The 23647-nt window shown below is 68.7% G+C and carries 27 protein-coding genes; 15 read left to right on the top strand and 12 right to left on the bottom strand.

What is annotated here, in order from left to right; all coding sequences use genetic code 11:
- Positions 1–156 precede the first annotated feature (156 nt).
- Positions 157–696 (top strand): YaeQ family protein, encoded by a 540-nt coding sequence (locus Q9R33_RS11055; RefSeq protein ID WP_311293756.1) that lies wholly within the window; start codon positions 157–159, stop codon positions 694–696.
- A gap of 8 nt (positions 697–704) precedes the next feature.
- Here the strand turns inward: Q9R33_RS11055 and Q9R33_RS11060 are convergent, their stop codons facing one another.
- Positions 705–1118, bottom strand: coding sequence for an NUDIX domain-containing protein (locus Q9R33_RS11060; RefSeq protein WP_311293757.1), 414 nt, complete (start codon positions 1116–1118; stop codon positions 705–707).
- Positions 1119–1167: 49 nt separating this feature from the next.
- Between Q9R33_RS11060 and Q9R33_RS11065 the strand changes: the two genes are divergently transcribed.
- The 3 genes from Q9R33_RS11065 to Q9R33_RS11075 are packed head-to-tail and all read left to right on the top strand — an operon-like array spanning position 1168 to position 3273.
- Complete coding sequence (locus Q9R33_RS11065) at positions 1168–2649, top strand: SDR family NAD(P)-dependent oxidoreductase (RefSeq protein ID WP_311293758.1); 1482 nt, start codon at positions 1168–1170, stop codon at positions 2647–2649.
- Positions 2643–2873, top strand: a complete 231-nt coding sequence (locus Q9R33_RS11070; RefSeq protein WP_056367721.1) for a hypothetical protein — start codon at positions 2643–2645, stop codon at positions 2871–2873. The genes Q9R33_RS11065 and Q9R33_RS11070 overlap by 7 nt, the downstream gene beginning before the upstream one ends.
- Positions 2874–2916: 43 nt before the next feature.
- The gene (locus Q9R33_RS11075) at positions 2917–3273 is read left to right on the top strand and encodes a nuclear transport factor 2 family protein (RefSeq protein ID WP_056367723.1); all 357 of its coding nucleotides are present in this window, start codon (positions 2917–2919) and stop codon (positions 3271–3273) included.
- 39 nt (positions 3274–3312) lie between these two features.
- Here Q9R33_RS11075 and Q9R33_RS11080 read toward each other — a convergent pair whose 3' ends face one another.
- From Q9R33_RS11080 to Q9R33_RS11105, 6 genes are all read right to left on the bottom strand, one after another.
- Complete coding sequence (locus tag Q9R33_RS11080; RefSeq protein WP_311293759.1) at positions 3313–4290, bottom strand: zinc-binding dehydrogenase; 978 nt, start codon at positions 4288–4290, stop codon at positions 3313–3315.
- Between the two features lie 184 nt (positions 4291–4474).
- Positions 4475–5233, bottom strand: a complete 759-nt coding sequence (locus tag Q9R33_RS11085) for an NmrA family NAD(P)-binding protein (protein ID WP_311293760.1) — start codon at positions 5231–5233, stop codon at positions 4475–4477.
- Positions 5234–5313: 80 nt separating this feature from the next.
- The gene (locus Q9R33_RS11090) at positions 5314–5727 is read right to left on the bottom strand and encodes a hypothetical protein (RefSeq protein WP_311293761.1); all 414 of its coding nucleotides are present in this window, start codon (positions 5725–5727) and stop codon (positions 5314–5316) included.
- The gene (locus tag Q9R33_RS11095; protein ID WP_235560167.1) at positions 5724–6608 is read right to left on the bottom strand and encodes an RNA polymerase sigma-70 factor; all 885 of its coding nucleotides are present in this window, start codon (positions 6606–6608) and stop codon (positions 5724–5726) included. Before Q9R33_RS11095 ends, Q9R33_RS11090 begins: the two co-directional genes overlap by 4 nt.
- A 47-nt stretch (positions 6609–6655) precedes the next feature.
- Complete coding sequence (locus Q9R33_RS11100) at positions 6656–7450, bottom strand: SDR family oxidoreductase (RefSeq protein ID WP_056367731.1); 795 nt, start codon at positions 7448–7450, stop codon at positions 6656–6658.
- Positions 7451–7549: 99 nt separating this feature from the next.
- A complete protein-coding gene (locus Q9R33_RS11105; RefSeq protein ID WP_056367733.1) occupies positions 7550–7957 on the bottom strand; it encodes a VOC family protein in 408 nt (135 codons plus the stop codon).
- Between the two features lie 123 nt (positions 7958–8080).
- On the opposite strand from Q9R33_RS11105, the gene Q9R33_RS11110 reads away from it, so the two are divergent.
- A complete protein-coding gene (locus Q9R33_RS11110; protein WP_056367735.1) occupies positions 8081–8821 on the top strand; it encodes an alpha/beta fold hydrolase in 741 nt (246 codons plus the stop codon).
- A 140-nt stretch (positions 8822–8961) separates the two neighbouring features.
- The gene (locus tag Q9R33_RS11115) at positions 8962–9312 is read left to right on the top strand and encodes a LysR family transcriptional regulator (protein WP_056367736.1); all 351 of its coding nucleotides are present in this window, start codon (positions 8962–8964) and stop codon (positions 9310–9312) included.
- A 10-nt stretch (positions 9313–9322) separates the two neighbouring features.
- Here Q9R33_RS11115 and Q9R33_RS11120 read toward each other — a convergent pair whose 3' ends face one another.
- Complete coding sequence (locus Q9R33_RS11120; protein WP_056367739.1) at positions 9323–10987, bottom strand: ABC-F family ATP-binding cassette domain-containing protein; 1665 nt, start codon at positions 10985–10987, stop codon at positions 9323–9325.
- Positions 10988–11053: 66 nt separating this feature from the next.
- A complete protein-coding gene (locus tag Q9R33_RS11125; protein WP_082496922.1) occupies positions 11054–11422 on the bottom strand; it encodes a VOC family protein in 369 nt (122 codons plus the stop codon).
- Positions 11423–11663: 241 nt separating this feature from the next.
- Between Q9R33_RS11125 and Q9R33_RS11130 the strand changes: the two genes are divergently transcribed.
- Both Q9R33_RS11130 and Q9R33_RS11135 read left to right on the top strand, forming a co-directional pair.
- Entirely contained in the window at positions 11664–12116 is a 453-nt protein-coding gene (locus Q9R33_RS11130; RefSeq protein ID WP_311293762.1) for a hypothetical protein, read from the top strand.
- Between the two features lie 117 nt (positions 12117–12233).
- The gene (locus Q9R33_RS11135; RefSeq protein WP_311293763.1) at positions 12234–13580 is read left to right on the top strand and encodes a vanadium-dependent haloperoxidase; all 1347 of its coding nucleotides are present in this window, start codon (positions 12234–12236) and stop codon (positions 13578–13580) included.
- Between the two features lie 74 nt (positions 13581–13654).
- Here Q9R33_RS11135 and Q9R33_RS11140 read toward each other — a convergent pair whose 3' ends face one another.
- The gene (locus Q9R33_RS11140) at positions 13655–14869 is read right to left on the bottom strand and encodes an ROK family protein (RefSeq protein WP_311293764.1); all 1215 of its coding nucleotides are present in this window, start codon (positions 14867–14869) and stop codon (positions 13655–13657) included.
- Between the two features lie 117 nt (positions 14870–14986).
- Here Q9R33_RS11140 and Q9R33_RS11145 point away from each other — a divergent pair, with 117 nt between their 5' ends.
- From Q9R33_RS11145 to Q9R33_RS11165, 5 genes are all read left to right on the top strand, one after another.
- The gene (locus tag Q9R33_RS11145) at positions 14987–16255 is read left to right on the top strand and encodes an ABC transporter substrate-binding protein (RefSeq protein WP_056367748.1); all 1269 of its coding nucleotides are present in this window, start codon (positions 14987–14989) and stop codon (positions 16253–16255) included.
- Positions 16256–16277: 22 nt separating this feature from the next.
- A complete protein-coding gene (locus Q9R33_RS11150; RefSeq protein WP_056367750.1) occupies positions 16278–17210 on the top strand; it encodes a carbohydrate ABC transporter permease in 933 nt (310 codons plus the stop codon).
- Positions 17210–18127, top strand: coding sequence for a carbohydrate ABC transporter permease (locus Q9R33_RS11155; protein WP_311293765.1), 918 nt, complete (start codon positions 17210–17212; stop codon positions 18125–18127). The genes Q9R33_RS11150 and Q9R33_RS11155 overlap by 1 nt, the downstream gene beginning before the upstream one ends.
- A gap of 55 nt (positions 18128–18182) precedes the next feature.
- Positions 18183–19874, top strand: a complete 1692-nt coding sequence (locus tag Q9R33_RS11160) for a glycoside hydrolase family 13 protein (RefSeq protein WP_311293766.1) — start codon at positions 18183–18185, stop codon at positions 19872–19874.
- Positions 19875–20242: 368 nt separating this feature from the next.
- Positions 20243–20791: a GNAT family N-acetyltransferase gene (locus Q9R33_RS11165; RefSeq protein ID WP_310247230.1), complete on the top strand. Its 549-nt coding sequence runs from the start codon at positions 20243–20245 to the stop codon at positions 20789–20791.
- Positions 20792–20967: 176 nt separating this feature from the next.
- Here the strand turns inward: Q9R33_RS11165 and Q9R33_RS11170 are convergent, their stop codons facing one another.
- The gene (locus Q9R33_RS11170; protein ID WP_056367757.1) at positions 20968–21948 is read right to left on the bottom strand and encodes an aldo/keto reductase; all 981 of its coding nucleotides are present in this window, start codon (positions 21946–21948) and stop codon (positions 20968–20970) included.
- Between the two features lie 148 nt (positions 21949–22096).
- Here Q9R33_RS11170 and Q9R33_RS11175 point away from each other — a divergent pair, with 148 nt between their 5' ends.
- Complete coding sequence (locus Q9R33_RS11175) at positions 22097–22990, top strand: helix-turn-helix transcriptional regulator (RefSeq protein WP_056367758.1); 894 nt, start codon at positions 22097–22099, stop codon at positions 22988–22990.
- Between the two features lie 60 nt (positions 22991–23050).
- Here Q9R33_RS11175 and Q9R33_RS11180 read toward each other — a convergent pair whose 3' ends face one another.
- Entirely contained in the window at positions 23051–23251 is a 201-nt protein-coding gene (locus tag Q9R33_RS11180; protein WP_310247241.1) for a hypothetical protein, read from the bottom strand.
- A 29-nt stretch (positions 23252–23280) separates the two neighbouring features.
- Here Q9R33_RS11180 and Q9R33_RS11185 point away from each other — a divergent pair, with 29 nt between their 5' ends.
- The gene (locus Q9R33_RS11185) at positions 23281–23451 is read left to right on the top strand and encodes a hypothetical protein (RefSeq protein WP_310247243.1); all 171 of its coding nucleotides are present in this window, start codon (positions 23281–23283) and stop codon (positions 23449–23451) included.
- Positions 23452–23647: the final 196 nt, after the last annotated feature.

Genomic DNA, 23647 nt, shown 5'->3' on the forward strand with positions numbered 1-23647 from the left:
CGTTCGCCGCGATGACAGGCCACATTGTCCTCGCGCCCGGGACTGCTTTCAAGACGAGGGGATTCAGGCGTGCGGAGCGCCCGGAAGGTTCGCCGCGAACGCCTGCTCGGCGTAGCCGGCGAGGATCTCCAGCCACTCGTCGTAGGCTCGATTCCCATGGCGATCGGCGTGACGATGTACACCTTCGATATCCAGCTGGCCGACGTCGATCGGAGCGTCTACGAGGATCTCTCGGTGCGCGTGGCGCGGCATCCGTCCGAGACGGACGCCTTCATGCTGACCCGGGTGCTCGCGTACGCACTCGAGTACGAAGAGGGCATCGCGTTCAGCGAGGGCATCTCGGCCACCGACGAGCCGGCTGTGCTCGTACGCGACCTCACCGGCGCGCTGGTGGCGTGGATCGAGGTCGGGGCGCCCGACGCCGCACGCCTGCACACCGGCAGCCTGGCCGGCGCGCGCGTCGCGGTGTACACCCATCGCGACCCCGCGAAGGTGGCTGCGCCCTGGGTGGGGAAGAAGATCCACCGCGCCGAGGAGATCAGCCTCTACAGCTTCGACTCGGGCTTCTTCGATGCGGCGACGGCGGTGCTCGAGCGCCGCAACCAGATGACCGTGTCGATCACCGAACGCCGGTTGTACCTCGACCTCAACGGCTCATCGTTCGAGTCGGACGTCCACGAGGTGGCGGCAGGCTGACACGCGGGTCACGGCAGGAAGTTCTCCCGCGCGAGCGGCGCGATCTCGAGCTCCAGGGCATCGGCGCGCGAGACCCAACGCAGTTCCTCGATCTCGGCGTCGATCACGGGCACCTGGGCGCCGATGTCGGCGACGAACACATCCGCCACGACGAGGAAGCCCGGTTCGTTCGCCGCTGCCGCGGTGTACAGACCGAGCGACTGCAGCGCACCCGGATCCACCGAGAGCCCCAGTTCCTCGAACAGCTCGCGGCTCAGCGTCTCGGCCGGCGTCTCCCCCGCCTCGGGCTTGCCGCCCGGCTGCATGAACGCCGTCGTGCCGGCCTTCCGCACGAGCAGCAGCTCGTCGAGGTCGTTCAGGATGACCGCGGCCGACACGTGGATGCTGCGCGTCGACGTCGATGCCGGGTTCGAGGTGCTCACGAAGGCACGCTAACAGCAACCGCGGAACCGGCCCGGCGTAGAATCACGTGTGCTTCCCGATTCCCCCGACCCCTCCGACCTGCCGCCGAGCGGCATCGACCCGGAAGATCTGGCGACCACCCTGCGGGTGCTCGCGATCATGCCGGGCGTCGACGAGTCGCACCCCGACTACGTGGCCGTCCGCCGTGCCACCGCCGCGATGTTCAAGGCCGTCAAGAAGGTGCGGCGCCGGGAGATCCGCGAGGCGATCGCCTCCGCCGATCGCGCAGTGGTCGCCGCCACGGCCACCGGAGCGCCGGACCGGATCGACGACGAGACCCGCGGCATCCCGATCACCTCGTCCACCACGGCTGCCAGTGCCGGCACCCTCCTCAAGGCTCGCGCCTGCTACATCTGCAAACAGCCGTACACGGTGGTCGACGCGTTCTACCACCAGCTCTGCCCCACATGCGCGGCCATGAGCCACGCGAAGCGCAACGCGCGCACCGACCTCACCGGCAAGCGCGCGCTGCTCACCGGCGGCCGCGCGAAGATCGGCATGTACATCGCGCTGCGCCTCCTGCGCGATGGCGCACACACGACGATCACGACGCGCTTCCCGCGCGATGCCGTGCGCCGCTTCAGCAGCCTCCCCGACTCGCCCGAATGGATCGACCGCCTGAAGGTCGTCGGCATCGACCTGCGCGATCCTGCCCAGGTGATCGGTCTGGCGGAGGATGTCGCTGCCGCCGGTCCCCTCGACATCCTTATCAACAACGCGACCCAGACCGTGCGCCGCTCGCCGGGCGCGTACCAGCCGCTGGTCGACGCCGAGCTCGCGCCACTGCCCGATGGCCCGCTGCCGGAACTCGTCACGTTCGGCCACACGAACGACCGTCACCCACAGGCGCTCGAGCGCTCCGTGACAGCGCACCCGATCCTCGCCGCGGCAGCCGCGCGCGCCGACGAGCTGACGGAGCAGGCCATGGCCGCGGGTTCCAGTTCGCTCGAGCGTCTCGCCGCCGGCACCGCCATCGATGCCGGCGGGCTGATCCCCGACCTCGACCACACCAACTCGTGGGTGCAGAGTGTCGAGGAGGTCGACCCCCTCGAGATGCTCGAAGTGCAGCTGGCGAACACGACCGCGCCGTTCCTGCTCGTGTCGAAGCTGCGCGCGTCACTGGCCGCGAGTCCGGCACGCCGCACGTACGTGGTCAACGTCAGTGCGATGGAGGGCGTCTTCAATCGCGGATACAAGGGGCCGGGGCATCCGCACACCAACATGGCCAAGGCGGCTGTGAACATGCTGACGCGCACGAGCGCCCGGGAGCTGTTCGAGACCGACCGCATTCTCATGACCAGCGTCGACACCGGCTGGATCACCGACGAGCGCCCGCACCCGACGAAGGTGCGGCTCGCCGAGGAGGGCTTCCACGCACCGCTCGATCTCGTCGACGGCGCCGCCCGCGTCTACGATCCGATCGTGCGCGGCGAGGCGGGCGAGGACCTGTTCGGTGTGTTCCTCAAGGACTACGCACCCGGCCAATGGTGAACCTGCCTGAGCCGGGTCACCGGGTGGTGGTGCGCTACATCCTGCCGACGGGCCAGGCGACAGATGCCCTCGGCGAGCTGCTGAGCGCGGATGCCGAATGCGTCGTCGTCGACGGCAAGCGCGGCGTCGAACGCATCCCGCACGGCGCGATCATCGCCGCGAAGGAAGTCCCGCCGCCGCCCGCACCCCGGGCGCCGCGGCGCCCGCCGACCGACGAGCTCTGACCCCGGGGGAAGAACTTCGCCCCGTCGGTGGTTCGACGATCCCATGAGCACAGTCGCAGAACTCCTCCGTCTGAACCTCCACGGCGTCTTCGGGAACCGGGATGCCGCCCACCGACGGGATGCGGCGGCTCGCGCCTACTCCCCCGGCGTGGTGCTGACCGACCCAGAGGGAACGGTCGTCGGCCCTGAGGCGCTTCTTTCCAGCGCGGAGGGGCTGCTGAAGGACGCGCCGGAGGAGTTCGTGCTCGTCGAGGACGGACCGGCCTACGTCTCGGAGACGACCGGGGTGCTGCCATGGGCGTTCGGACCCGCCGGCGCCCCCGTCGTGCGCGGCGTCGATCTCATCACCGTCGAGAGCGGCGTGATCACGTCGCTGACCGTTCTCCTGGCTGAAGCGTGAAGCCGCGTGGGCCGCGCCGCCGCGGCCCACGCACCCACCTCAGAACCGCAGCAGCACCTTGCCTGCACGGCCGGGCACGGCACTCGCGGCGGCGGCCGCGCGCGCCTGGTCGAACGGGAACACCTCGTCGACCGGCAGCGACACCTCACCCGACCCGATGCGCTGCACCAGCTCGGCGAACAGCGCACCGCGGGTGGCAGCATCCATCGTCTGGCTCACCTTGCTGCCCCAGAAGCCCTTGACCGTCGCCTGCTTGAAGATGAGGTCACCCGCCGACAGCTGCAGTGTGCTCGAACCCATCGATCCGAACGACACGAGGGTGCCGCCCTCACCGAGCAGCGAAAGCAGGTCGCCGGCCGCTTCGCCGCCGACCGAGTCCACCGCCGCGCGCGGAGCGTTCTCGCCGAGGATCTCCGCTGCCCGTTCCCGCCAGTCGTCCGACGCGGTGGATACGACATCACGGATGCCGAGCCCGGCCAGTTCGGCGACCCCCGCATCGCGGCGCACCAGACCGAGAACGTGCACCCCACGCGCCGCGGCGAACTGGGCGACGAGCTTGCCGACGGCCCCGTTGGCCGTGTTCTGCACGATCCAGTCGCCCGGTTGCACTTCCAGGAAGTCGAGCAGGCTCAGCGCGCTGAACGGCATCGAGATCAGCTGCGCAGCCGTCTCGTCGCTCACGGCCTCAGGCACGGGGACGAGTCCGGCAGCCTTCGCGACGAAGTACTCGCTCCACACGCCGAATGTTCCGCCGGTGGCGACGCGCTGCCCGACGTTGAGCGAGTCGACGCCCTCGCCGACCGCGTCCACGACCCCGACGGCCTCGGTCCCGGAAGCGGCAGGAAGCTCGGGCTTGTAGCCGTACGTGCCCCGGATCGTCCAGAGGTCGTGGTTGTGGATCGGCGAGAGGACCGTCCTCACCCGCACCTGCCCAGGACCCGGCTCGGGCAGAGGTCGTTCCGCGACCTCCAGAACCTCGGTCGGATCGCCGAAAGCGGAGTGGATGAGTGCGCGCACGGTGGTGCTCCTTGGTAGATCTCGGGCCGCGGGTGCGCGGCCCTCGAAGGTAAACCCGCATGCCTGCCGCGCGCATTCCCGGGCTCAGCGGCTCCCTAGTGTGCGGACCTGGGCCGTCTCGGTCGGAACAGCGGCGGAGGGGCCCACGTGCCCTGTGGCACGCGGACCCCTCCGCCTCCCGGGATCAGCTGCGCGCCGGGTTCGCCGGCAGCCACTCCTCGAGGGTCGTCTCGAACACCTGGACCCCGGCCACGGGCATGAGCGTGCGCTCCTGCATTCGCGCACCGAAGTACGGCGCCTCGGCGTCCGTCACGACCTCGCGCGGGTCCCCGCGGAAGGAGAGGCCGCGGCGCACCATCTCGTCGAGGCCCATGACCTCGGGGCCCGCGATCTCGACGTCGGTGTTCAGCGGGGCGCCGGCGGCGGTGCGCGCCACGGCGGTCGCGACATCCTCCGCGGCGATCGGCTGCACGAGGTTGCCCGGCAGGTGGATCGCCTCACCGTTGCCCGACACACCCGCGATGCCGGTGATGAACTCGAAGAACTGCGTCGCGTGCAGGATCGAGTACGGGATGCCGGAATCCCGGATCAACTCCTCCTGAGCGGTCTTCGCCGCGAAGTACGAGATCGCGTTCGGACGGTTCGTGCCCACCACGGTGAGGGCGACGAAGTGCCCGACGCCAGCGTCGCGTGCGCCCGCGATGAGGTTCCGCGTCGACGTCGTGAAGAACTCCATCACGTCCGCCGGTGCGAACGACGGCGAGTTCGACACGTCGACCACGACGTCCGCTCCCTGCAGCACGTCCGCGAGTCCCTCGCCGGTGATGGTGTTGACGCCGGAGTTCGGCGATGCCGGAACGGCCTCGTGGCCGTGCTCAGTGAGCTTCGCGACGACCTTCGAGCCGATGAGCCCGGATCCTCCGATGACGACGATCTTTGCCATGATGTGCCTTTCGTTCAGGGAGCGCGTGCGGCGCTCACCAGCTGAGACAGTCCTCGCCGCCGATCTGTGACAGCCCCGACTCAGCAGCGCCAGTGCGTGAGCTTCGCGGGATTCGAGACGAGCCACGCCTCGAGGATCAGGCAGCCCCGCACGGAGATGCTGAGCACGCCGGTCACCCGACCCTCCCGGCAGACGACGATCCCCGGCACGCCGTTCACAGACTCCACGCGCAGCGACGCCACCTCGTCCAGCAGCACGCCGCGGAGGTGCCCGCCGACGTCCGGCGCGCCCTCCAGTGCGGCCGCCGGCGCTGCCACGATCCCGCCACCGTCGACGGTGAGAACCACGCCGGGGTGCAGCATCCGTGTCAATCCGCGGGAATCACCCTGCTCGGCGACGGCGACCAGCGCCCTCACGACGCGCTCGTGCTGCGCGGCGCTCGCCCTCGAGCGTCGCGCAGAGCGGTGCAGCCACGAGCACGGGCGCGCGGTCACGCCCCGACCTGGGCGACGTGCCCGAGCTTTTCGGGGCTCATCACCCAGAGGAGGCGCCGGATGCCGTCCTCCGCCGCTGTGACGGTGACGAGGGTGGTGACCTCTCCCCCTTCCGAGAGGGTTGCTGCGGGTCGGCCGTTGACCTCCACCCAGTCGATCTGCTTGCCGGTCCAGAAATGGCTCGAGAACGCAGCCACGAACTGGGCGACGCGACTTCGCCCGGCCACCGGGATGCGCGCGGCGAGCTTGACGCCGTTGCCGTCGGTGTAGCTGACGACGTCCTCGGCGAACAGCCGCTCGAGATCGCTCACGTCGCCCTTCTGCGCGGCGACGAGGAACGCCTCCAGCAGGCGCCGCTGCTCTGCGGCGGCCACCTCCGCCTTGCGCGCCGACTCGAGGTGCTTGCGGGCACGGCTGACGAGCTGCCGGGCGCTCGCGACCGTGGCGCCGATGACGTCGGCGATCCGCTCGTACGGGTAGTCGAGCGCCTCGCGGAGGATATACGCGGCCCGCTCGGTGGGCGTCAGCTTCTCGAGCACGAGCAGGATCGCGTACTGCAGGGCCTCGCCGCGCTCCGCGCCGAGCGCGGGGTCGGCGTCGGTGTTGACCGGCTCGGGCAGCCACGGCCCGATGTACGTCTCGCGGCGTGCATGCGCCGACTGCGTGGCGTTGATGGAGAGACGCGTCGCGACCGTCGCGAGGAACGCGCCCGGCTCGCGGACCTCGGCGCGGTCGGCGTTCTGCCAGCGGATCCAGGTCTCCTGGACGATGTCTTCGGCGTCGGCCACCGTGCCGAGCATCCGATACGCGATGCCGAAGATGCGCCGGCGGTGCTCGTCGAAGACGGTGACCGCGCGTCTGATGTCGTCCGGATCGATCACAGGTTGCGTGTGCTCGCCCATTGCGTCTGCCGCTCCCGTCGCCGCGCTCAGCGTACGCCCGCCGCGGACGGCAGCAGCGCGTCGCCGGCTTCGCCGGCAGAGATCTGCCAGTCGTGGAAACGCGTCGGCGCGATGACGGCGCCCGCTCCGGGCAGCAGCTCGAACCGGTCGAGCTGCGCACCGAAGTAGGTCGCGAGCGGGTCGGCGGCGACCTCGCGCTCGTCGCGACGGAACCGGAGCTCGCGCTGCGCGAGGTAGCCGAGCTCGAAGACCTCGGGTCCCGCGTGCTCTGTGATCCCGCCGGTGGGTCGTGCGAGTGCGGCGCGGGCCACCGCCGCGGCCACGTCGTCGGCGGCCATGGGCTGGGTGAGGGCGTCGGCGACGTATGCGATCCCGCTGCGGGTCGCGGCATCCGTGATGCTGCGGATGAATTCGAAGAACTGCGTCGCGTGGACGATCGAGTAGGGGCGACCGGATGCGGTCAGCAGGCGCTCCTGCTCGGCTTTCGCCTGGAAGTACCCGCCCTCGGAGCGCGCGAGCCGGTCGGTGCCGACGACCGACAGCACGACGTGGTGCGCCACCCCGGCGGCGGCGCCGTACGTGAGGAGATTCAGCGTCGACCCGGAGAAGAACTCGCGCGCACCGGCCTCGTCCGTGTACGACGAATTCGACACGTCGACGAGGGCCTCGACTCCGTCGAGGGCGTGCTCCAGCCCTTCGCCGGTGAAGGAGTTCACGCCCGCCGCTCGCGCCACCACGACGACGTCGTGCCCCGTGGCTTCGAGCGCGGTGACGACCCTCGAGCCGATCAGTCCGGTTCCCCCGATGACAGCGATCCTCATGTCGAACCCTCTCTGCTTCATCGCGTGCGGAACGCGCGCGTCACAGCTGAGACCGGATGACTCGGCGTTCTGTGACAGGTCCGCGATCGATCTGCGGAATCAGCCGGCCGGGGCTTTCGGAGGATTGTGCATGAACTCGATGCGGATGCCGTTGTCGTCCTCCACGAAGGACGCGTAGTAGCGCTCGTTGAACCGCGGGTACGGCTTGGGATCGCGCACCGCGCTCCATCCCGCGGCGAGCGCGATGGCGTGGAGCCGATCGACGTCGTCACGGGAGTCCACGGCGAACGCCAGATGCTGCCAGCCGACCGAGCCGTGCACATGGGGGCCGGTCCCCGGCTCCCGCGCGGCGAAGAGGATGAGCTCCGTCTCATCCTCGACGTACCACGAGACCCCGTTGTCGCCGTCGGTGCGTTCCATGCCGAGCGCCGTGAGCACGGGATCGAATTGAGCGACCGCGCGGGGCAGGTCTTCCACGGTGATGCCGAGGTGATCGAGCAGGGGCATCGGGCCAGTCTCCCCGATGCCCGTTGCGTCCGCCCTGTCGACGCGCGGCCCCTGTCACAAGTCCGGGCCCCACCCGGTCCTAGCTCACAGTCTGCAAGACCCCACCCTCGAAAGGATCTCGACATGACCGCTCAGAAGCCCACCATCGTCCTCGTCCACGGCGCCTTCGCCGAGTCGTCGTCGTGGAATGGAGTCATCGCCCAGCTGCAGCAGCACGACGTCCGCGCGATCGCGGTCGCCAACCCGCTGCGGAGCCTCGCCGGCGACGCGGCCTACGTCCGTGACGTCCTCGCCTCGATCGAAGGCCCCATCGTCCTCGTCGGCCACTCGTACGGCGGGCTCGTCATCACCGAGGCGGCCGCGGGCAACGAGGCCGTCGTCGGGCTCGTCTACGTCGCAGCGTTCGTCCCCGAGACCGGGCAGAGTGCGTTCGAGCTGTCGAACAGCGCTCCCGGAGGCACGCTCGGCGACGCACTCACGGCGTACCCGGTGACGAGCGGCGGCGATGAGTTCGCCATCCGTCCCGAGCTGTTCCACCACCAGTTCGCCGCCGATGTGTCGCCCGAGGTGGCCGCACTGATGGCCGCGACCCAGCGTCCGGTCACGCGCGCGGCGCTGTCGGAGGCCCTCCCGACGGATCGTCCGGCCTGGCACGACATCCCGTCATGGCACGTCTTCGGCGACCAGGACCTCAACATCCCGGTCGCCGTGCACCGAGCCGGCGCTGAGCGTGCCGGCTCGCGCGGCACCCACGAGATCGCCGGCGCGTCGCATGCGATCACGGTGTCGCAGCCGGCGGCCGTGGCCGCGACCATCGCAGAGGCAGGAAAGGCGTACGTGGCTTCTCAAGAGATCGCCGCGTGACGGACCGGCGGCGCCCCGGACGATGGTCCGATCTCCGGGGCGCCGTCTCCACCTCGCGCGGCTGAACCGGCGCGCGAAACGCAGTGGCGGCGGTTGCTGGGGCAGACTTGACCTGTCCCTCGGTGCACGGAAGGTCGCCAGTGAAGATCAGTGAGCTGCAGCGGTTCGTCACCATCGTCGACCAGGAACTGCATGTTCCGCGCGCCGCCGATGCGCTCGGGGTCCCCTTGGCGTCGCTGTACTCGACGATCGACAAGCTCGAAGCAGAGGTCGGGCATCCGCTCTTCACCCGCAGCAAGCCGAGCTGGTCACTGACCCCGGCGGGCGTGCTCCTGCTCGAAGAGGCCAGGAATCGGATCGCCCGAGCCCCGGCTCCCGTCACGGCACCGAAGGCTTCCGCAGGCGGCAAGGCGAAGGCCTCCAAGGGCAAAGGCCGAGCGCCCATCGTGAAAGGCCAGCCGAAGCCGTACAAGAAGCGCCAGGGGCGTTAGCGGGCCGCGACTACAGCTCGATGACGCGCCCGGCGTCGACGCGCCAGTGACGGTCGAGGTGGACGGCGTCGAGCATCCGCCGATCGTGCGTCACCAGCAGCAGCGTCCCCTGATACGAGTCGAGCGCCTGCTCGAGCTGCTCGATCGCGGGCAGATCGAGGTGGTTGGTCGGCTCGTCGAGCACCAGCACGTTGACGCCGCGAGCCTGCAGAAGCGCCAGGGCGGCCCTCGTGCGTTCGCCCGGCGAGAGCTCGTCGACCGGTCGGCCGACGTGATCCGCTTTCAGACCGAATTTGGCGAGCAGGGTCCGCACCTCGCCGGACTCCATGTCCGGCACGAGCTCGCCGAATGCCGCCGCGAGCGGCTGTGACCCCACCAACAGCGACCGTGCCTGGTCGATCTCGCCGATCTCGACGTTCGCGCCGACGCTCGCCGTGCCCGCGTTCGGCGCCTGCCGGCCGAGCAGAGCCCGCAGCAGCGTGGACTTGCCTGCGCCGTTGTGCCCCGTGATGCCGATCCGCTCTCCCGCGTTCACCTGCAGCGACACCGGCCCGAGCGTGAACGAGCCCTGCTCGAACACCGCCGAGCTCAATGTCGAGACGACCGTGCTCGAGCGTGGCGCGGCGCCGATCGTGAACTCGAGCTGCCATTCTTTGCGCGGCTCCTCGACCTCTTCCAGCCGCGCGATCCGGCTCTCCATCTGGCGGACCTTCTGCGCCTGCTTCTCACTCGACTCGCTGTTGGCCTTGCGGCGGATCTTGTCGTTGTCGGGCGACTTCTTCATCGCGTTGCGGACGCCTTGGCTCGACCATTCCCGCTGCGTGCGCGCCCGGGCCACGAGATCGGCCTTCTTCTCGGCGAACTCGTCGTACTTCTCCCGCGCATGCCGGCGAAGCGTCGCGCGCTCCTCGAGATACGCATCGTAACCACCGCCGTAGACGCGGTTCGAATGCTGAGCCAGGTCGAGCTCGAGCACGCGCGTCACGCAGCGGGCCAGGAACTCACGATCGTGACTGACCAGCACGACACCGCCACGGATGCCGCGTACGAAGGCCTCGAGCCGCTCGAGACCATCGAGGTCCAGGTCGTTGGTGGGCTCGTCGAGCAGTGCGATGTCGAATCTCGAGAGCAGCAGCGCCGCGAGCCCGACGCGAGCGGCCTGCCCGCCCGACAGCCCGGTCATCGTCGCCCGATCCGCAGGCGTGCCACCGAGATCGAGTCCCAGATCGGCGAGAACGGCGGGCAGCCGCTCCTCGAGGTCGGCGGCACCACTGGCCAGCCAGCGGTCGAGTGCGGTCGAGTACATGTCGGCGGGATCGACGCCGTGCGCAGCGAGCCCGGGGTCGCCGAGCGCGGCGGCCGCAGCATCCATGTCTCTCGTCGCCTGCGTGCACCCCGTTCGACGAGAGATGTACTCGGCGACAGTCTCGCCCTCGACGCGTTCGTGCTCCTGCGGAAGCCAGCCGACGAAGGCGTCGGCGGGTGAGAGCGAGACAGTGCCGGCCTGCGGCTCGTCGATGCCGGCGAGCAGGCGAAGCAGGGTCGACTTGCCGGCTCCATTGGCGCCGACCACGCCGACGACGTCGCCGGGCGCGACGGTCAGGTCGAGCGAGTCGAAAAGTGTGCGGTGGCCGTATCCGCCGGCCACGCCGCGCGCCACGAGTGTTGCGGTCATCAGCCAATCCTCTCAGCGCCGGCACGCTGCGCTGACCCGGCGGATGCCCGCGAAGGCGGCTCCGGCTCACGCCGGCGCGTTGAGCCCGATCCTGTTGCCCTCGCTGTCCTCGATGTAGGCGTAGACGCCGCGACCGCCCATGATCTCGGTCTTTGGCACGAGGATGCCGCCGCCCGCCGGCTCGACCCGCGCCAGCCACTCATCGATCGAGGGGCTCGCGTCGAAGTAGACGCGCGAGCCGACGTGCGACGGCTCGTCTTCCGGGGCGGCGAACAGGCATCCCGCCGCGCCACCGTCCGCCGCGGCGAAGATGGCGGTCTCCTTGTCGGGCCCGACCGGAAGCCGGATGAGCTTCTCTTCGGTGAGCGCCTCATAGAACGCGATGGCTCGTGTCATATCGGTGACGGGGATGTCGAACCACACGACTCTGGACATTGCTCGGTCCTCCTTCTGGCGTCGGGCGGCCTGACCGGACGATCATCTCGCGTGATCAGGACGGATGCTGTCCGCGATGCGGTACCGGAACGGTATCGATCATCTTGTGCGCACGGGACGGCGGGTCTACCGTCACGCACAGAGGGAGATGCCCGTGCTCGCCTGGGGTCGATGGGTCGTGTTGCTGGGGGCGGTACTGCTTCTGGCAGGCTGCAGCGCACCCTCTCCCGCGAGTCCACCCGTGCCGATTCCCGCACGCGCGGTCTCGGCGCCTCCGCCCGACGAGGAGACGACACCTCCTCGGTCGGATCCCACGGGCTCGGCCCTCGTCACGATCGACCCGATCGGATTCGGCCTTCGGCCCGGCGCCGGGTCGGTGGCATGGGCGACGCAGTACTGCGAAGCGGCCGGGCTGTCGCCCTGCTCGGACATCGCCGATCGCGCCGAGCGCCTCTGCATCGAGCGATGGGACTGCCACCCGGCGCTGCTCGTGCCCTTCAGAGAGGGCACCGCCGCATTCCTGTCGGGCGGGCGCTTCACCTCGCCGGTGGTCTACGCCGTGTGGCTTTCGGAGAATCCGATGGTCGCCGTGGCCGGTGGCAGTCGGCACCTCCTCGAGTCATACCTGCTCACCGTCGGCGTGTGCCCCGACCAGGGAGGCGGCTACCCGCGCGGACCGGAGTGCCCGGCGTAGGAGGAGCCCGCCGTTTCTCCCTAAGGGCTATGCCCAATCGACGCAGGCGCGGCGCGGTGGGACAGTGAGGCAGGCTCTCCGAGCCTGTGCCTCAGATCCCCACTTGTGAGGTTGATCATGAATACTCGTCGATCCATCGCCATCATTGCGGCCGCACTCATCGCGTCGGTCTCACTCGGAGCCGCGGGGGCCTCGGCCGCACCGCCGACAGCCACGAACGCCACCGCCGTCGTCCATTGGAATGAGGTGGCGGCGAACACGCTCGCCGCCGTCCCCGGGCCGAACGGCGGCGCGCCGCCTGCGTATCAGATCAACATGGCCATGACACAGGGTGCCGTGTACGACGCGGTGACCGCGATCGGCCCGAAGCAGTACCAGCCGTACGTCCTCAAGCAGAGGTTCGGGGCGAAAGCGTCGATCGAGGCGGCGGTCGCCACGGCGGCGTACGACGTGGCCCACGCACTCGTCTCGACGGCGCCGGAGATCGCGCCGTTCCCCGGCAGGGGCGGCCTCCTGACGACGCTGGACGCGCAGTACGCGGCGTCGGTCGACGCCATCGCCGAGAGCTCGTTCAAGAAGCAGGGCATCGCCGCCGGCCACGCAGCGGCGGACGCGATGCTGCAGGCCCGACAGGGCGACGGGCGATTCGGTCCGTCGCAGTGGGTGCGCGACCCTCGAGCGGGGCACTGGTCCCCGCTGCTCAACGCGATGGGGCAGGAGATCCTCGACCCGACACCGTGGGTGGGCGGTGTCGAGCCGTTCCTCGTCGAGAGCGCGGCCCAGTTCCGCTCGGCACCGCCGCTCGCGCTCGACAGCCCGGAATACGCGGCCGAGCTCAACGAGGTGCAGATGATCGGCAGGGCGACTGGGTCCAGCCGGACGGAAGCCCAGACCTACGTCGCACAGTGGTGGCAGTGGGCGCCGATCCTCGCATGGAACGAAGTCGCGCGGCAGCTGATCGTCGCCAACGAGCTCAGCGCCGCCGATTCCGCACGGCTTCTCGCGATGCAGAACCTGAGCGGTGCCGATGCCCTGATCACGTGCTGGGCGGACAAGTACTACTACGACTTCTGGCGGCCGTGGAACGCGATCCCGCGGGCGGACGAAGATGGCAACGGTGGGACGACCGCCGAACCAGGCTGGACGGCACTCCTCACGGCCCCGTACCCGGATCACCCGTCCGGACACAACTGCAACGACGGCGCGCATGCGGCTGTCCTTCGCATGTTCTTCGGCGATGTCGTCGCGGGGGGCTTCCACATGACGAGCACGTCAGCGGCGCTGCCCGCCGGTGCGCAGCGGGTTCGCACATTCGACACGTTCTCGCAGCCGCTCAGCGAACTCATCGATGCGCGCATCTGGGCCGGCCTGCACTTCCGCTACGCGGACGTCGAGGGCCAGCGCCTGGGCGTCAACGTGGCGCAGTACGGGGCAGCGCACTACTTCCAGTCGGTGGGCCACTGACTGCCCGCGCATACGGTGACGGGCGAGGCGCCCGAGATCACCGACCGGCGCCTGCGCGCGAGCGCTCTGGAGCGTCAGCTGGCCGCCACGAACCGGGGCAGATCCAGCGCACCCCCGCGCGCCGCCTCGACGGCGGCGCGCACAGCTCCGACCGACACGATGTCGGCGCCCAGGTCGGACGCGACGATCTCGGGTGCGGGCAGGTCCAGCTCCTGCGGCAGCGCGTCGAGCGCCGCGTCGATCACCGGCCCTGCGCCGGCGGCGACGGCGCCCGACACGATGATCCGTCGGGAATCGAAGAGGCTCCCCAGGACTCCGGCGATGACGGCGAGCGTCTCTCCCACCTGCCGCGCGACGAGCATCGCACCCGCGTCGCCTTCGGAGGCGAGCGCGAGCACGGTCTTGGCGTCGATCTGGGCGGAGTCCAGTCCCCACAGCGCACTTGACGATGGCAACGATGCCTCCGCCAGCGCACGACGTGCCAGCTCGGCCACCCGGTAGCCGAGCCCCCACGCCCCTTCGACGCCCGCGACGTGGTCGAAGGCGACCATCTCGGCGGCGCCGCCATGCGCTCCACGGAGCGGAGTCCCGTCGACCCACACGCCCGCGCCGAGGCGCTCTCCTGCGAGAAGCGTCACGAAGTCGTCGCAGCCGACGGCCGCGCCGACCGCCCGCTCCGCCACCGCCGCCAGCGACGCATCGTTCTCGACCCGCACGATCGGCACCCATTCGCCGAAGAGGTCGCCGAACGACGGGTTCATCCGACGCCAGAAGTCATCCCGGTGAGGAGGCGACGACCCGTTCCGGTCCACGGGCGCCGGAACACCGACGCACAGCGCAACGACGTCGGTTCGCGTGATCCCGGCCGCCGCCAGCGCATCATCGACCACACGCGCGGCGTCGCGACGCCGGTCTTCGGGTGAATCGTGAGACGCATCGGCTGCCAGATGGCGCACCGCCCGCGCGGCGCCGCGCAGATCCGCGACGGTCGCCGTGAGGTGGGCGCGACCGGCGTCCAGCCCGACCACGTATCCGCTGTCCTCGCGGAACGCGAACCGCCGAGCCGGTCGCCCCTTCTGGTACTCCCCCACCGCACGGGCGTTCGGCAGCTCGGCGAGCAGCCCGCGCTCGACGAGTTCATCGACGACGTCGATGGCGGTCGACCGCGTGAGCCCGACGTGTTCGATCACGTCCGAGGCTGTCAGCGCGTCGGCGTCCCAGGCGAAGCCGAGGACAGCGTCCAGGCTCGCGCGACGCAGTGCCGTCGGGGTGAGCAGCGATTGTGACATCGAGGTCTTGACCTTTCACGCGTTCCTCAGCATTATGGTCCACATCCATTTGATTCGGCGAGTAAATCTACTCTTCGAACCAAAGAGACCCACAACCCACGGAAAAAGGACAACGACGTGCCTGCAGCATCCGTCTTCCTCCGCCGCGCGAGCGCGGCGGGCGCCGTCATCGCGATCCTCGGCACCTCCCTGGTCGCGTGCTCCGGCGCATCGACCGGGCCGGCCGAGGTGAGGTTCCATCTCAGCAAGCCCGAGGCGATCCCCTACTTCCGCGATCTCATCAAGGAGTACAACGCGAGCCAAGACGAGGTCGAGGTCGTCTTCGACACCTCTTCGAACCTGCAGGCGGGCTTCCTGCGCGGCAACCCGCCGGACCTCGGTCTGCTCAACTACAACATGGAGATGGCGCGCTTCATGGAGCGCGGCGCCCTCAGCGACCTGAGCGACATGCCCGAGGCCGACCGCATCCTCCCCGAGGTGCAGGATCTGGTCGACCAGTACGCCACCTACCCCGGGCGCACGAGCGTGCTGCCGTACTCGGTGATGGCGGCGTCCGTCATCTACAACAAGCAGATCTTCGACGAACAGGGGCTCGAGGTCCCCACCACGTGGGACGAGCTCGTCGAGGTCTGCGACGCGCTGAAGGCGGCGGGCATCACGCCGTTCTACGCCACCTTCAAGGACCCGTGGACCGTCGGGCAGGGATGGTTCGACTACGCCGTCGGCGGTGAGGTCGACGTCGCCTCGTTCTACGACGAGATGAACGAGCTCGGCACCGAGGTCGGCCCGGACTCGCCGGTGTCGTTCGAGAAGACCCTCGCCGACCCCGTCGAGCGGATGACGCAGCTCACGAGCGAGTACACGAACGCGGATGCCGCGAGCCGGGGCTACGGCGACGGCAACCTCGCCTTCGCGAAGGGCGAGGCGGCGATGTACCTCCAGGGGCCGTGGGCGTTCGGCGAGATCGACAAGACGAACCCCGACCTCGACCTCGGCACGTTCCCGCTGCCGATGACCGACGACCCCGATGACAACAAGGTGCGGGTCAACATCGACCTCGCCGCGTGGATCCCCGAGGCATCCGATCAGAAGGAGGGTGCGCGCGACTTCCTGAGCTACCTGTTCCGCAAGGACGTGATGGACGAGTACAACGCCGCATTCCTCGGCTACGGCACCACCACCGACTCTGCACCGGTCACCGACGAGCGCATCCTCGGCATGAAGGAGTACTACGACTCCGCGAAGTTCTACCAGGGCGCCTCGAAGGCGATCCCGCTGACCATCCCCACCGACAACTACATGCAGGGCATCGTGACCGGGTCCGACATCGAGAGCACACTGCGCACCCTCGACGCCGACTGGGCTCGGCTGGCGCTGCGCCAATAGCAGACACGAAGGGAACGCACTCATGGCAACCACCACGGCCACCCTCACGGTGCCCAAAGCGGGCAGGCGCTCCGGCGCGGCGACGATGCCGCGCACGCGCCGACGCGTCGAAGGGGTCTACTACCTCTTCCTGCTCCCCGCCCTCATCCTGTTCACACTCGCCATCACGATCCCGGCGGTCATCGGCATCTTCTTCAGCTTCACCGACTCGATCGGGTTCGGCGACTGGGAGTTCGTCGGGCTCATCAACTACGTGGCCGTCTTCACCGACCCGGCGATCCTGCAGAGCTATCTGTTCACCTTCGGCTTCGCTGCTGTCACCGTCATCGTCGTGAACGTGCTGGCGTTCCTGCTCGCGGTCGGGCTCGTCTCGCGCGTGCGGCTGAAGGCCGGGCTGCGAGCGATCTTCGTGATCCCGATGGTGATCTCGGGCATCATCATCGCCTACGTCTTCAACTTCCTGTTCTCGAACTCCCTGCCCGGGCTCGGGCAGGCGTGGGGCATCCCATGGCTCAGCGAGAGCATCCTCGCGAATCCGGATCTCGCGTGGATCGCGATCGTGATCGTCACGGCGTGGCAGGCGATCCCCGGCACGCTCCTCATCTACATCGCCGGCCTCCTGTCCATCCCGGGCGACGTGTACGAAGCGGCCGACATCGACGGCGCCGGCAAGATGCAGCAGCTCCTGCGGATCACGCTGCCACTGGTCGCGGGGTACGTCGTGATCAACGTCATCCTCGGCTTCAAGAACTTCCTGAACGCGTACGACATCATCGTCGGCCTCACCAACGGCGGCCCCGGCACCGCCACCCGCAGCATCGCGATGACGATCTTCACCGGCTTCTCGGGTGGCGACTACGCCTACCAGATGGCCAACGCCACGATCTTCTTCGTCATCGCGCTGATCCTCTCCCTCCTCCAACTCCGTCTCACTCGCGGAAGGAACGTGTTCTGATGACCACGCAAGCAGCCCTCGCCGTCGAGGACATCAACGCCGAACGCGTGCTCGACGGCGACGCCGTCCGCAAGCCCGCCCGCTCGCGCTTCGCGACGGAGCGCGTGAACTGGTCCGGCACGATCGTGCTGATCCTCTGCGCCTTCACGGTCCTGATCCCGCTGTACGTCACGATCACGATGGCGTTCAAGACGCAGGGTCAGGCCGTCGACGGCAATGCGTTCTCGCTTCCGGCACCGTGGAGCATCGAAGGGTTCGTCGCCGCCTGGGAGCTCACCGACTTCCCACGGGCGTTCACCATCTCGCTCCTCGTGACAGCGTTCACCGTCGCCGGCACGATCATCCTGGCCGCGCTGGCGTCGTTCGCCATCTCGCGCAACTGGGATCGCAAGCTCTTCCGCTACTCGTTCTACTACCTGCTGGCGGCGATGTTCCTGCCGTTCCCGGTGGTGGCGCTCCCCCAGATCCAGTTGACGGGACTCGCCGGGCTCGACAATCCCGTGGGCGTGACGATCCTGCACATCATGTTCCAGCTGAGCTTCAGCATCCTGCTGTTCACGGCGTTCCTGCGGTCGATCCCCGGTGAGCTCGAAGAGGCCGCTCGCATCGACGGCGCCACGACGTGGCAGACGTTCTGGCGGCTCATCTTCCCGTTGCTCGCGCCGATGAGTGCCACTGTCGGGATCTTCGCATTCCTGGCATCGTGGAATGACTTCATGATGCCGTCGCTCATCATCTCGGACCCCGCATCGCAGACGCTTCCGGTCGTCCAGAACATCTTCCAGACCCAGTTCAGCAACAACTACAACGTGTCGTTCGCCTCGTACCTCATGGCGATGGCGCCCGCGATCATCGTCTATCTGTTCACCCAGCGATGGGTCATGGAAGGCGTGACCCAGGGAGCCGTCAAGGGCTGAGGCCGCGGCATCCCACTCTCCACCGAAGAATCACCTCGAAAGGAAACGCGTCTCCGTGACGACTGTGCACTCCGCACCGCTGACCGCAAAGCTGAATGACCTCACGACCCCCGATTGGTGGCGTCAGGCGGTCGTCTACCAGGTGTATCCGCGGAGCTTCGCGGATGCCGACGGCGACGGCATCGGCGACATCCGAGGCGTCACCTCGCGCGTGCCCTACCTGAAAGAGCTGGGGATCGACGCGGTCTGGCTGAGCCCGTTCTACCCGTCGGCGCTGGCTGACGGCGGCTACGACGTCGCCGACTACCGCGACGTCGACCCTCGCCTGGGCACGCTCGAGGACTTCGATGAGATGCTCAGGGCGCTGCACGGCGCGGGCATCAAGGTGGTGGTCGACATCGTGCCGAACCACACGTCGGATCAGCACGAATGGTTCCAGGAGGCACTCGCGGCCGGCCGAGGCTCGGCCGCTCGCGCACGGTACATCTTCCGCGACGGATCCGGGCCGGATGGCTCCGAGCCACCCGCTGACTGGGTGTCGGTGTTCGGCGGCTCGGCCTGGGAGCGCGTGGCCGACGGGCAGTGGTACTTCCACAACTTCGCGGTCGAGCAGCCCGACCTCGATTGGTCGAACCCGGAGGTGCGCGCCGACTTCGTGAAGACGCTGCGTTTCTGGTCGGACCGGGGTGTCGACGGCTTCCGCATCGACGTGGCGCACATGCTCACAAAGGATTTCGTCGATCCCCTCCCCTCGCAGGCCGAGCTCGACGCGATGCCTCGCGACGGCAACCACCCGATGATCGACCGCGACGATGTGCACGAGGTGTACGCGGAGTGGCGCGAGGTGTTCGACTCCTACGACCCGCCGCGCACCGCCGTCGCCGAGGCGTGGGTCGAGCCTTCCCGCATCCCGCTGTACGCGCGCGCCGAGAGCCTGGGCCAGGCCTTCAACTTCGACTTGCTCGAGGCAGACTTCGACGCCACGCAGTTCCGCCGGATCGTCGGGGACAACCTCGCGCTCGCCGGGAAGTCGGGCTCGTCGACGACGTGGGTGCTGTCGAACCACGACGTGGTGCGTCATGCCACGCGTTACGGACTGCCCGACGTCGAGCGCGACGACAAGGGACGCCCCACGCGCAAGCACGGCAACGAGTGGCTGCTGTCGGGCGGTACGTCGCCGGTGCTCGACACCGAGCGCGGACTGCGCCGCGCCCGCGCCGCGACGCTCTTCGTGCTGGGTCTGCCGGGTTCGGCGTACGTCTACCAGGGCGAAGAACTGGGCCTGCACGAAGTGGCCGCGATCCCCGACTCCCAGCGCCAGGACCCGACCTTCTTCCGCAGCCCCGGCGAGGACATCGGACGGGACGGATGCCGCGTTCCGCTGCCGTGGTCGGCTTCGGGGTCCTCCCTCGGTTTCGGCGACGGCGGCGCCCACCTGCCGCAACCCGAGTGGTTCGCGGATCTCGCGGTGTCGGTAGAGGAGGACGACCCGCGCTCGACGCTCGCGCTCTACCGCCAAGCCCTCGCGCTGCGCCGGCTGCTGCAGACCGGCGAATCGCTGGAGTGGATCGACACCGGTCGCGAGGACGTGCTGGCTTTCCGCCGTCCGAACGGGTGGACGGTCTTCACCAACTTCGGTGAGACACCGTACGATCTGCCTGACGGAGGCGCGATGTCGCTCTCGAGCCACCACGTCGAGGGTCGCGAGCTCCCGGGCGAGGCGACCGTCTGGATCTCTGGGGCCTGACCGCCCCTCCCGAGCGCAGGGCAGCGGATGCCGCGGCAGGCGAGAGCCGCGGCATCCGCGTCTGGTCGTCACGAATGGCGCGCGGGCGGCGGGCCGGAGGAAGTCCGGGAACTTGGCAGAACACCGTGGACGGAGCGTCATCCGGACCAGCGACGGCTGCAGCTTTGATCCGCCGGAGCCCCGCGCCGCCGTTGTTCTCTGCGTCCTGTCGGTGGCGTTGGAGTTGCCGATGGCCGTTGAGATCGCAATGATCGCCGGAGCTCTCGTGCTGCTGGCATCTGCGGGTGGGTTGATCGGTGCGGCTGCGGTGGCGCGAAAGACGTGAGTGGGCTGTGTCTCGGCAGGTACCGCCCGTTTAGGCTTGCCCGATGCCTGAGGAATTCCGCGTCGTGTCGCATGGCGCACTGACCGCCTCACAACTCTCCGCTCTGCGGGGGTTGTTCGACCGGGAGTACCTCGCAGAGTACGGAGGGTGGGATCCGGATCGGCCCTACGGATACTCGCCTGCCAGCGTGCACATCCTCGCCTTCGTGGGCTCTGCGCTGGTGGGCCACGTCGGGTTTCAGACCCGGACGCTCACCGTCGGGGAAGCGGAAGTCACGGTCGCCGGCACAGGCGGCGTCTTGGTAGACGAGGCTGCGCGCGGCAGCGGGCTTGGTCGGCGCCTCATGCGTCGCGCGCAGGAAGCGATGTGGGAGGACGAGCGAATACAGTTCGGCTACCTCGGTTGCCGAGAGGGAGTCATTCCGTTCTACGAGAGCGCCGGGTGGCAACGAGTGCGAGCCGTCGAGCGTCACACATCGATGCAGGATCCGCGGTCGACGGTGGTGTCGTCCGACGGTCCACTGCTGGTCTTCCCCATCCGGGGACGCGATTGGCCGGCCGGCGAAATCGACCTGCGCGGCACCCCCTGGTGAGGCTCGAGCTGACCGGCACGGCGGCTCCGGCCTAGGCCAGCTCACTGATGGACCGGGTTGCGATCGCACCTTGCCCGGGGCGAGCATCCGTCCAAAGTGCGGCGTCACGGTAGGCCGAGCAACCCCTCCAGACGCTCGTTGACGAACCCAGCCCGAGCTGCGGAGGTCTGCCCCGATCACCGGTCGATCGAGGCCATGTTGGCTTGGTCGTGTCGTTCACCGGCGGCGGGTTCGAGCGCGCTGAGGCGATCGGCCTGCTCCTGAGTCAGCTCGAGGGCGTCGGCTGCGGTGTTCTCCTCCACACGCGCGACTCGCCGTGTCCCGGGGATTGGGGCGATGTCGTCTCCTCGGGTGAGGATCCACGCCAGCGCGGTCTGTGCGGGGGTGGCTCCGATCTCGGCACCGATGGCACGGACCTCGTCGACGAGGCGGAGGTTGCGGGTGAAGTTCTCGCCCACGAACCGGGGGTTGGTCTTGCGCCAGTCGTCGTCGGGGATGTCGGCAGCGGAGCGGATTTGCCCGGTGAGCAGCCCGTGACCGAGGGGTGAATAGGGAACGAACCCGATGCCGAGCTCGCGCAGCAGAGGAAGGATCTCAGCTTCCACGTCGCGGGTCCACAGCGAGTACTCGGTCTGGAGGGCGGAAACGGGCTGTACGGCGTGCGCCCGGCGAATGGTCTGTGCGGATGCTTCGGACAGTCCGAAGTGGAGCACTTTGCCTTCGGCGATCAGGTCAGCGACGGCACCTGCGGTGTCTTCGATGGGCATGTTCGAGTCGACGCGGTGCTGGTAGTACAGGTCGATGTGGTCGGTACCGAGACGGCGCAGGGACCCTTCGACCGCGGCTTTCACGTTCATCGGGGCGCTGTCTGTGACACCGGGTCCGCCGCCGGAGTGTGAGACGAGCCCGAACTTGGTGGCGATCTTCACCTGGTCGCGTCGTCCGCGAAGTGCTTGGCCGACGATCTGCTCGCTGAGGTACGGACCATAGATCTCCGCGGTATCGATGTGGGTGACGCCGAGGTCCAGGGCGCGGTGTATGGTGCGGACGGACTCGTCGTTGTCGAGCGCTCCACCCGTCGTGTAGGTGCCGGCCATCGTCATCGCACCAAGGCCGATGCGAGAGACCTCGAGGGATCCCAGGTGTGCGTTCTTCACGGGTGGTGTGTGCCTTTCTCGAATGTCGCCGTTCGTTCTGCGGCTGATGGTTCGAGTCAACGCTTCTTCCGCCGGGTGAGCGTGGCCCTGTCTATGGGTGGCCCGACAGGAACCCCCTACGCGCCCCGAGTCGGCGTAACTTCGAAAGATGGATGCCTCGGACGCGATCAGCGACTTCCTCACCACGCGGCGCGCCAAGCTCACGCCGTCGCAGGTGGGGCTGCCGGACTTCGGCGGCCGCCGTCGGGTGCCCGGACTCCGCCGGGAAGAAGTCGCACTGGTGGCCGGGATGAGCGCGGAGTACTACAAGCGGCTGGAGCGTGGCAACGCCGCGGGGGTTTCCGAAGCCGTCATCGACGGCGTCAGCCGCGCCCTGCAGCTCGACGAAGCCGAGCACGCCCATCTGTATGACCTGATCCGCGCCGCGAATGCCGGCACCCACCCACAACGGCGAGCGAAGACCACCCGCACGTCGCAACTCACGCCCGGTGCGAGGCAGACGATCGACGCGATGTCGACGGTGCCCGTTTACGTGCAGAACGGCCGTCTTGATGCCGTCGCCACCAACCGGCTCGGGCGAGCGCTCTACTCTGAGATGCTCGATGACGGCCCGCACCCGGCCAACGCCGCCCGGTTCATCTTCCTCGACCCGAGGGCGCGGTCCTTCTACCGGGAATGGGAAGCGCAGACACGTCAGATAGTGGCTGTCCTTCGCACCGAGGCCGGCCGCTCCCCCTACGACCGTCGACTGACGGGGCTTGTCGGCGAGCTCTCAACCCGAAGCGATCTGTTCCGAAAGCTCTGGGGAGCCCACGACGTCCGCGAGCACCGCACCGGCCTCAAACTGATCCACCATCCGGTCGTCGGCGATCTCGACCTCACCTTCCAAGCCATGGACCTCGCGTCCGACCGCGGACTCCAGATGATCGTCTTCTCCGCCGAACCCGGAACCCCCAGCCACGAGCGCCTCCAGCTGCTCGCCAATCTGGCAGAAACCGCCGTCCCTGCGCAATCCGCCGAGAGATCAAGCTACCCAGCCTGAAACGCCGCTCGCCGAGGACCGGCCTACGGGCACTGCACGGATATGGATCGAGCGATCGCCTCAAACGGAAGGCTCCGTTTCGGTAGGAAGTACCTCGGCCCCTTCCAACGTGCTTCCGTCGAGGCAACGCAGAAAGTCGCCCTCGGTCTCGACCTCGATCTCCTGCCCCTGGTCCTGCAACTCGAACGCTTTGCGCGCTTTGCCTGTGACGCTGGAGCCGGGCCGGAGCACTGCGGGATTGATGTCGCCCACGACGAGCACGGGGGCAGAATCCACGTATGCTCGGCCGCATGACCGACTACGCGTTCAAACCCGGGGACGACGTCTTCACCCAGGGCGCACGCGGCACTGTGATCGGCGTCCGGGCAACTCCGTCCGGCAAGTGGGTCTTCGGTGTCGAGGACGCCAACGGGACGGTCGACTACTACACGGCTAGGGCTCTCCGGTTGGCGTCGAGCTAGCGTCGGCCTCGAACCTCCTTCGAAGGAGGACACCTCACGGGACAGGGCGCGAGGCCAACTCGGATGAGTCGAGCCGTCCACACAAAGAAGAAGCCCCGACTGTTACCACACAGCCGGGGCGAGACGAATGAGAAGTTCGCCTATCTCGCCCAGAGTACCGCGCGCACCTGGGAGATGACTGGCGACGACCATTTGG

Origin of the sequence: Microbacterium sp. PRC9 (assembly GCF_031844125.1) — a bacterium.
GTDB lineage: Bacteria > Actinomycetota > Actinomycetes > Actinomycetales > Microbacteriaceae > Microbacterium.

Bases quoted from the DNA above. Each gene is read 5' to 3' on its own strand.
- Q9R33_RS11085 (WP_311293760.1), bottom strand. From the start codon at position 5,233: ATGGCAAAGATCGTCGTCATCGGAGGATCCGGGCTCATCGGCTCGAAG.
- Q9R33_RS11175 (WP_056367758.1), top strand. From the start codon at position 22,097: ATGGATGCCTCGGACGCGATCAGCGACTTCCTCACCACGCGGCGCGCC.
- Q9R33_RS11105 (WP_056367733.1), bottom strand. From the start codon at position 7,957: ATGCCCCTGCTCGATCACCTCGGCATCACCGTGGAAGACCTGCCCCGC.
- Q9R33_RS11135 (WP_311293763.1), top strand. From the start codon at position 12,234: ATGAATACTCGTCGATCCATCGCCATCATTGCGGCCGCACTCATCGCG.
- Q9R33_RS11120 (WP_056367739.1), bottom strand. From the start codon at position 10,987: ATGACCGCAACACTCGTGGCGCGCGGCGTGGCCGGCGGATACGGCCAC.
- Q9R33_RS11185 (WP_310247243.1), top strand. From the start codon at position 23,281: ATGACCGACTACGCGTTCAAACCCGGGGACGACGTCTTCACCCAGGGC.
- Q9R33_RS11140 (WP_311293764.1), bottom strand. From the start codon at position 14,869: ATGTCACAATCGCTGCTCACCCCGACGGCACTGCGTCGCGCGAGCCTG.
- Q9R33_RS11070 (WP_056367721.1), top strand. From the start codon at position 2,643: ATGGTGAACCTGCCTGAGCCGGGTCACCGGGTGGTGGTGCGCTACATC.
- Q9R33_RS11155 (WP_311293765.1), top strand. From the start codon at position 17,210: ATGACCACGCAAGCAGCCCTCGCCGTCGAGGACATCAACGCCGAACGC.
- Q9R33_RS11150 (WP_056367750.1), top strand. From the start codon at position 16,278: ATGGCAACCACCACGGCCACCCTCACGGTGCCCAAAGCGGGCAGGCGC.
- Q9R33_RS11055 (WP_311293756.1), top strand. From the start codon at position 157: ATGGCGATCGGCGTGACGATGTACACCTTCGATATCCAGCTGGCCGAC.
- Q9R33_RS11100 (WP_056367731.1), bottom strand. From the start codon at position 7,450: ATGAGGATCGCTGTCATCGGGGGAACCGGACTGATCGGCTCGAGGGTC.
- Q9R33_RS11165 (WP_310247230.1), top strand. From the start codon at position 20,243: ATGCCTGAGGAATTCCGCGTCGTGTCGCATGGCGCACTGACCGCCTCA.
- Q9R33_RS11125 (WP_082496922.1), bottom strand. From the start codon at position 11,422: ATGTCCAGAGTCGTGTGGTTCGACATCCCCGTCACCGATATGACACGA.
- Q9R33_RS11075 (WP_056367723.1), top strand. From the start codon at position 2,917: ATGAGCACAGTCGCAGAACTCCTCCGTCTGAACCTCCACGGCGTCTTC.
- Q9R33_RS11110 (WP_056367735.1), top strand. From the start codon at position 8,081: ATGACCGCTCAGAAGCCCACCATCGTCCTCGTCCACGGCGCCTTCGCC.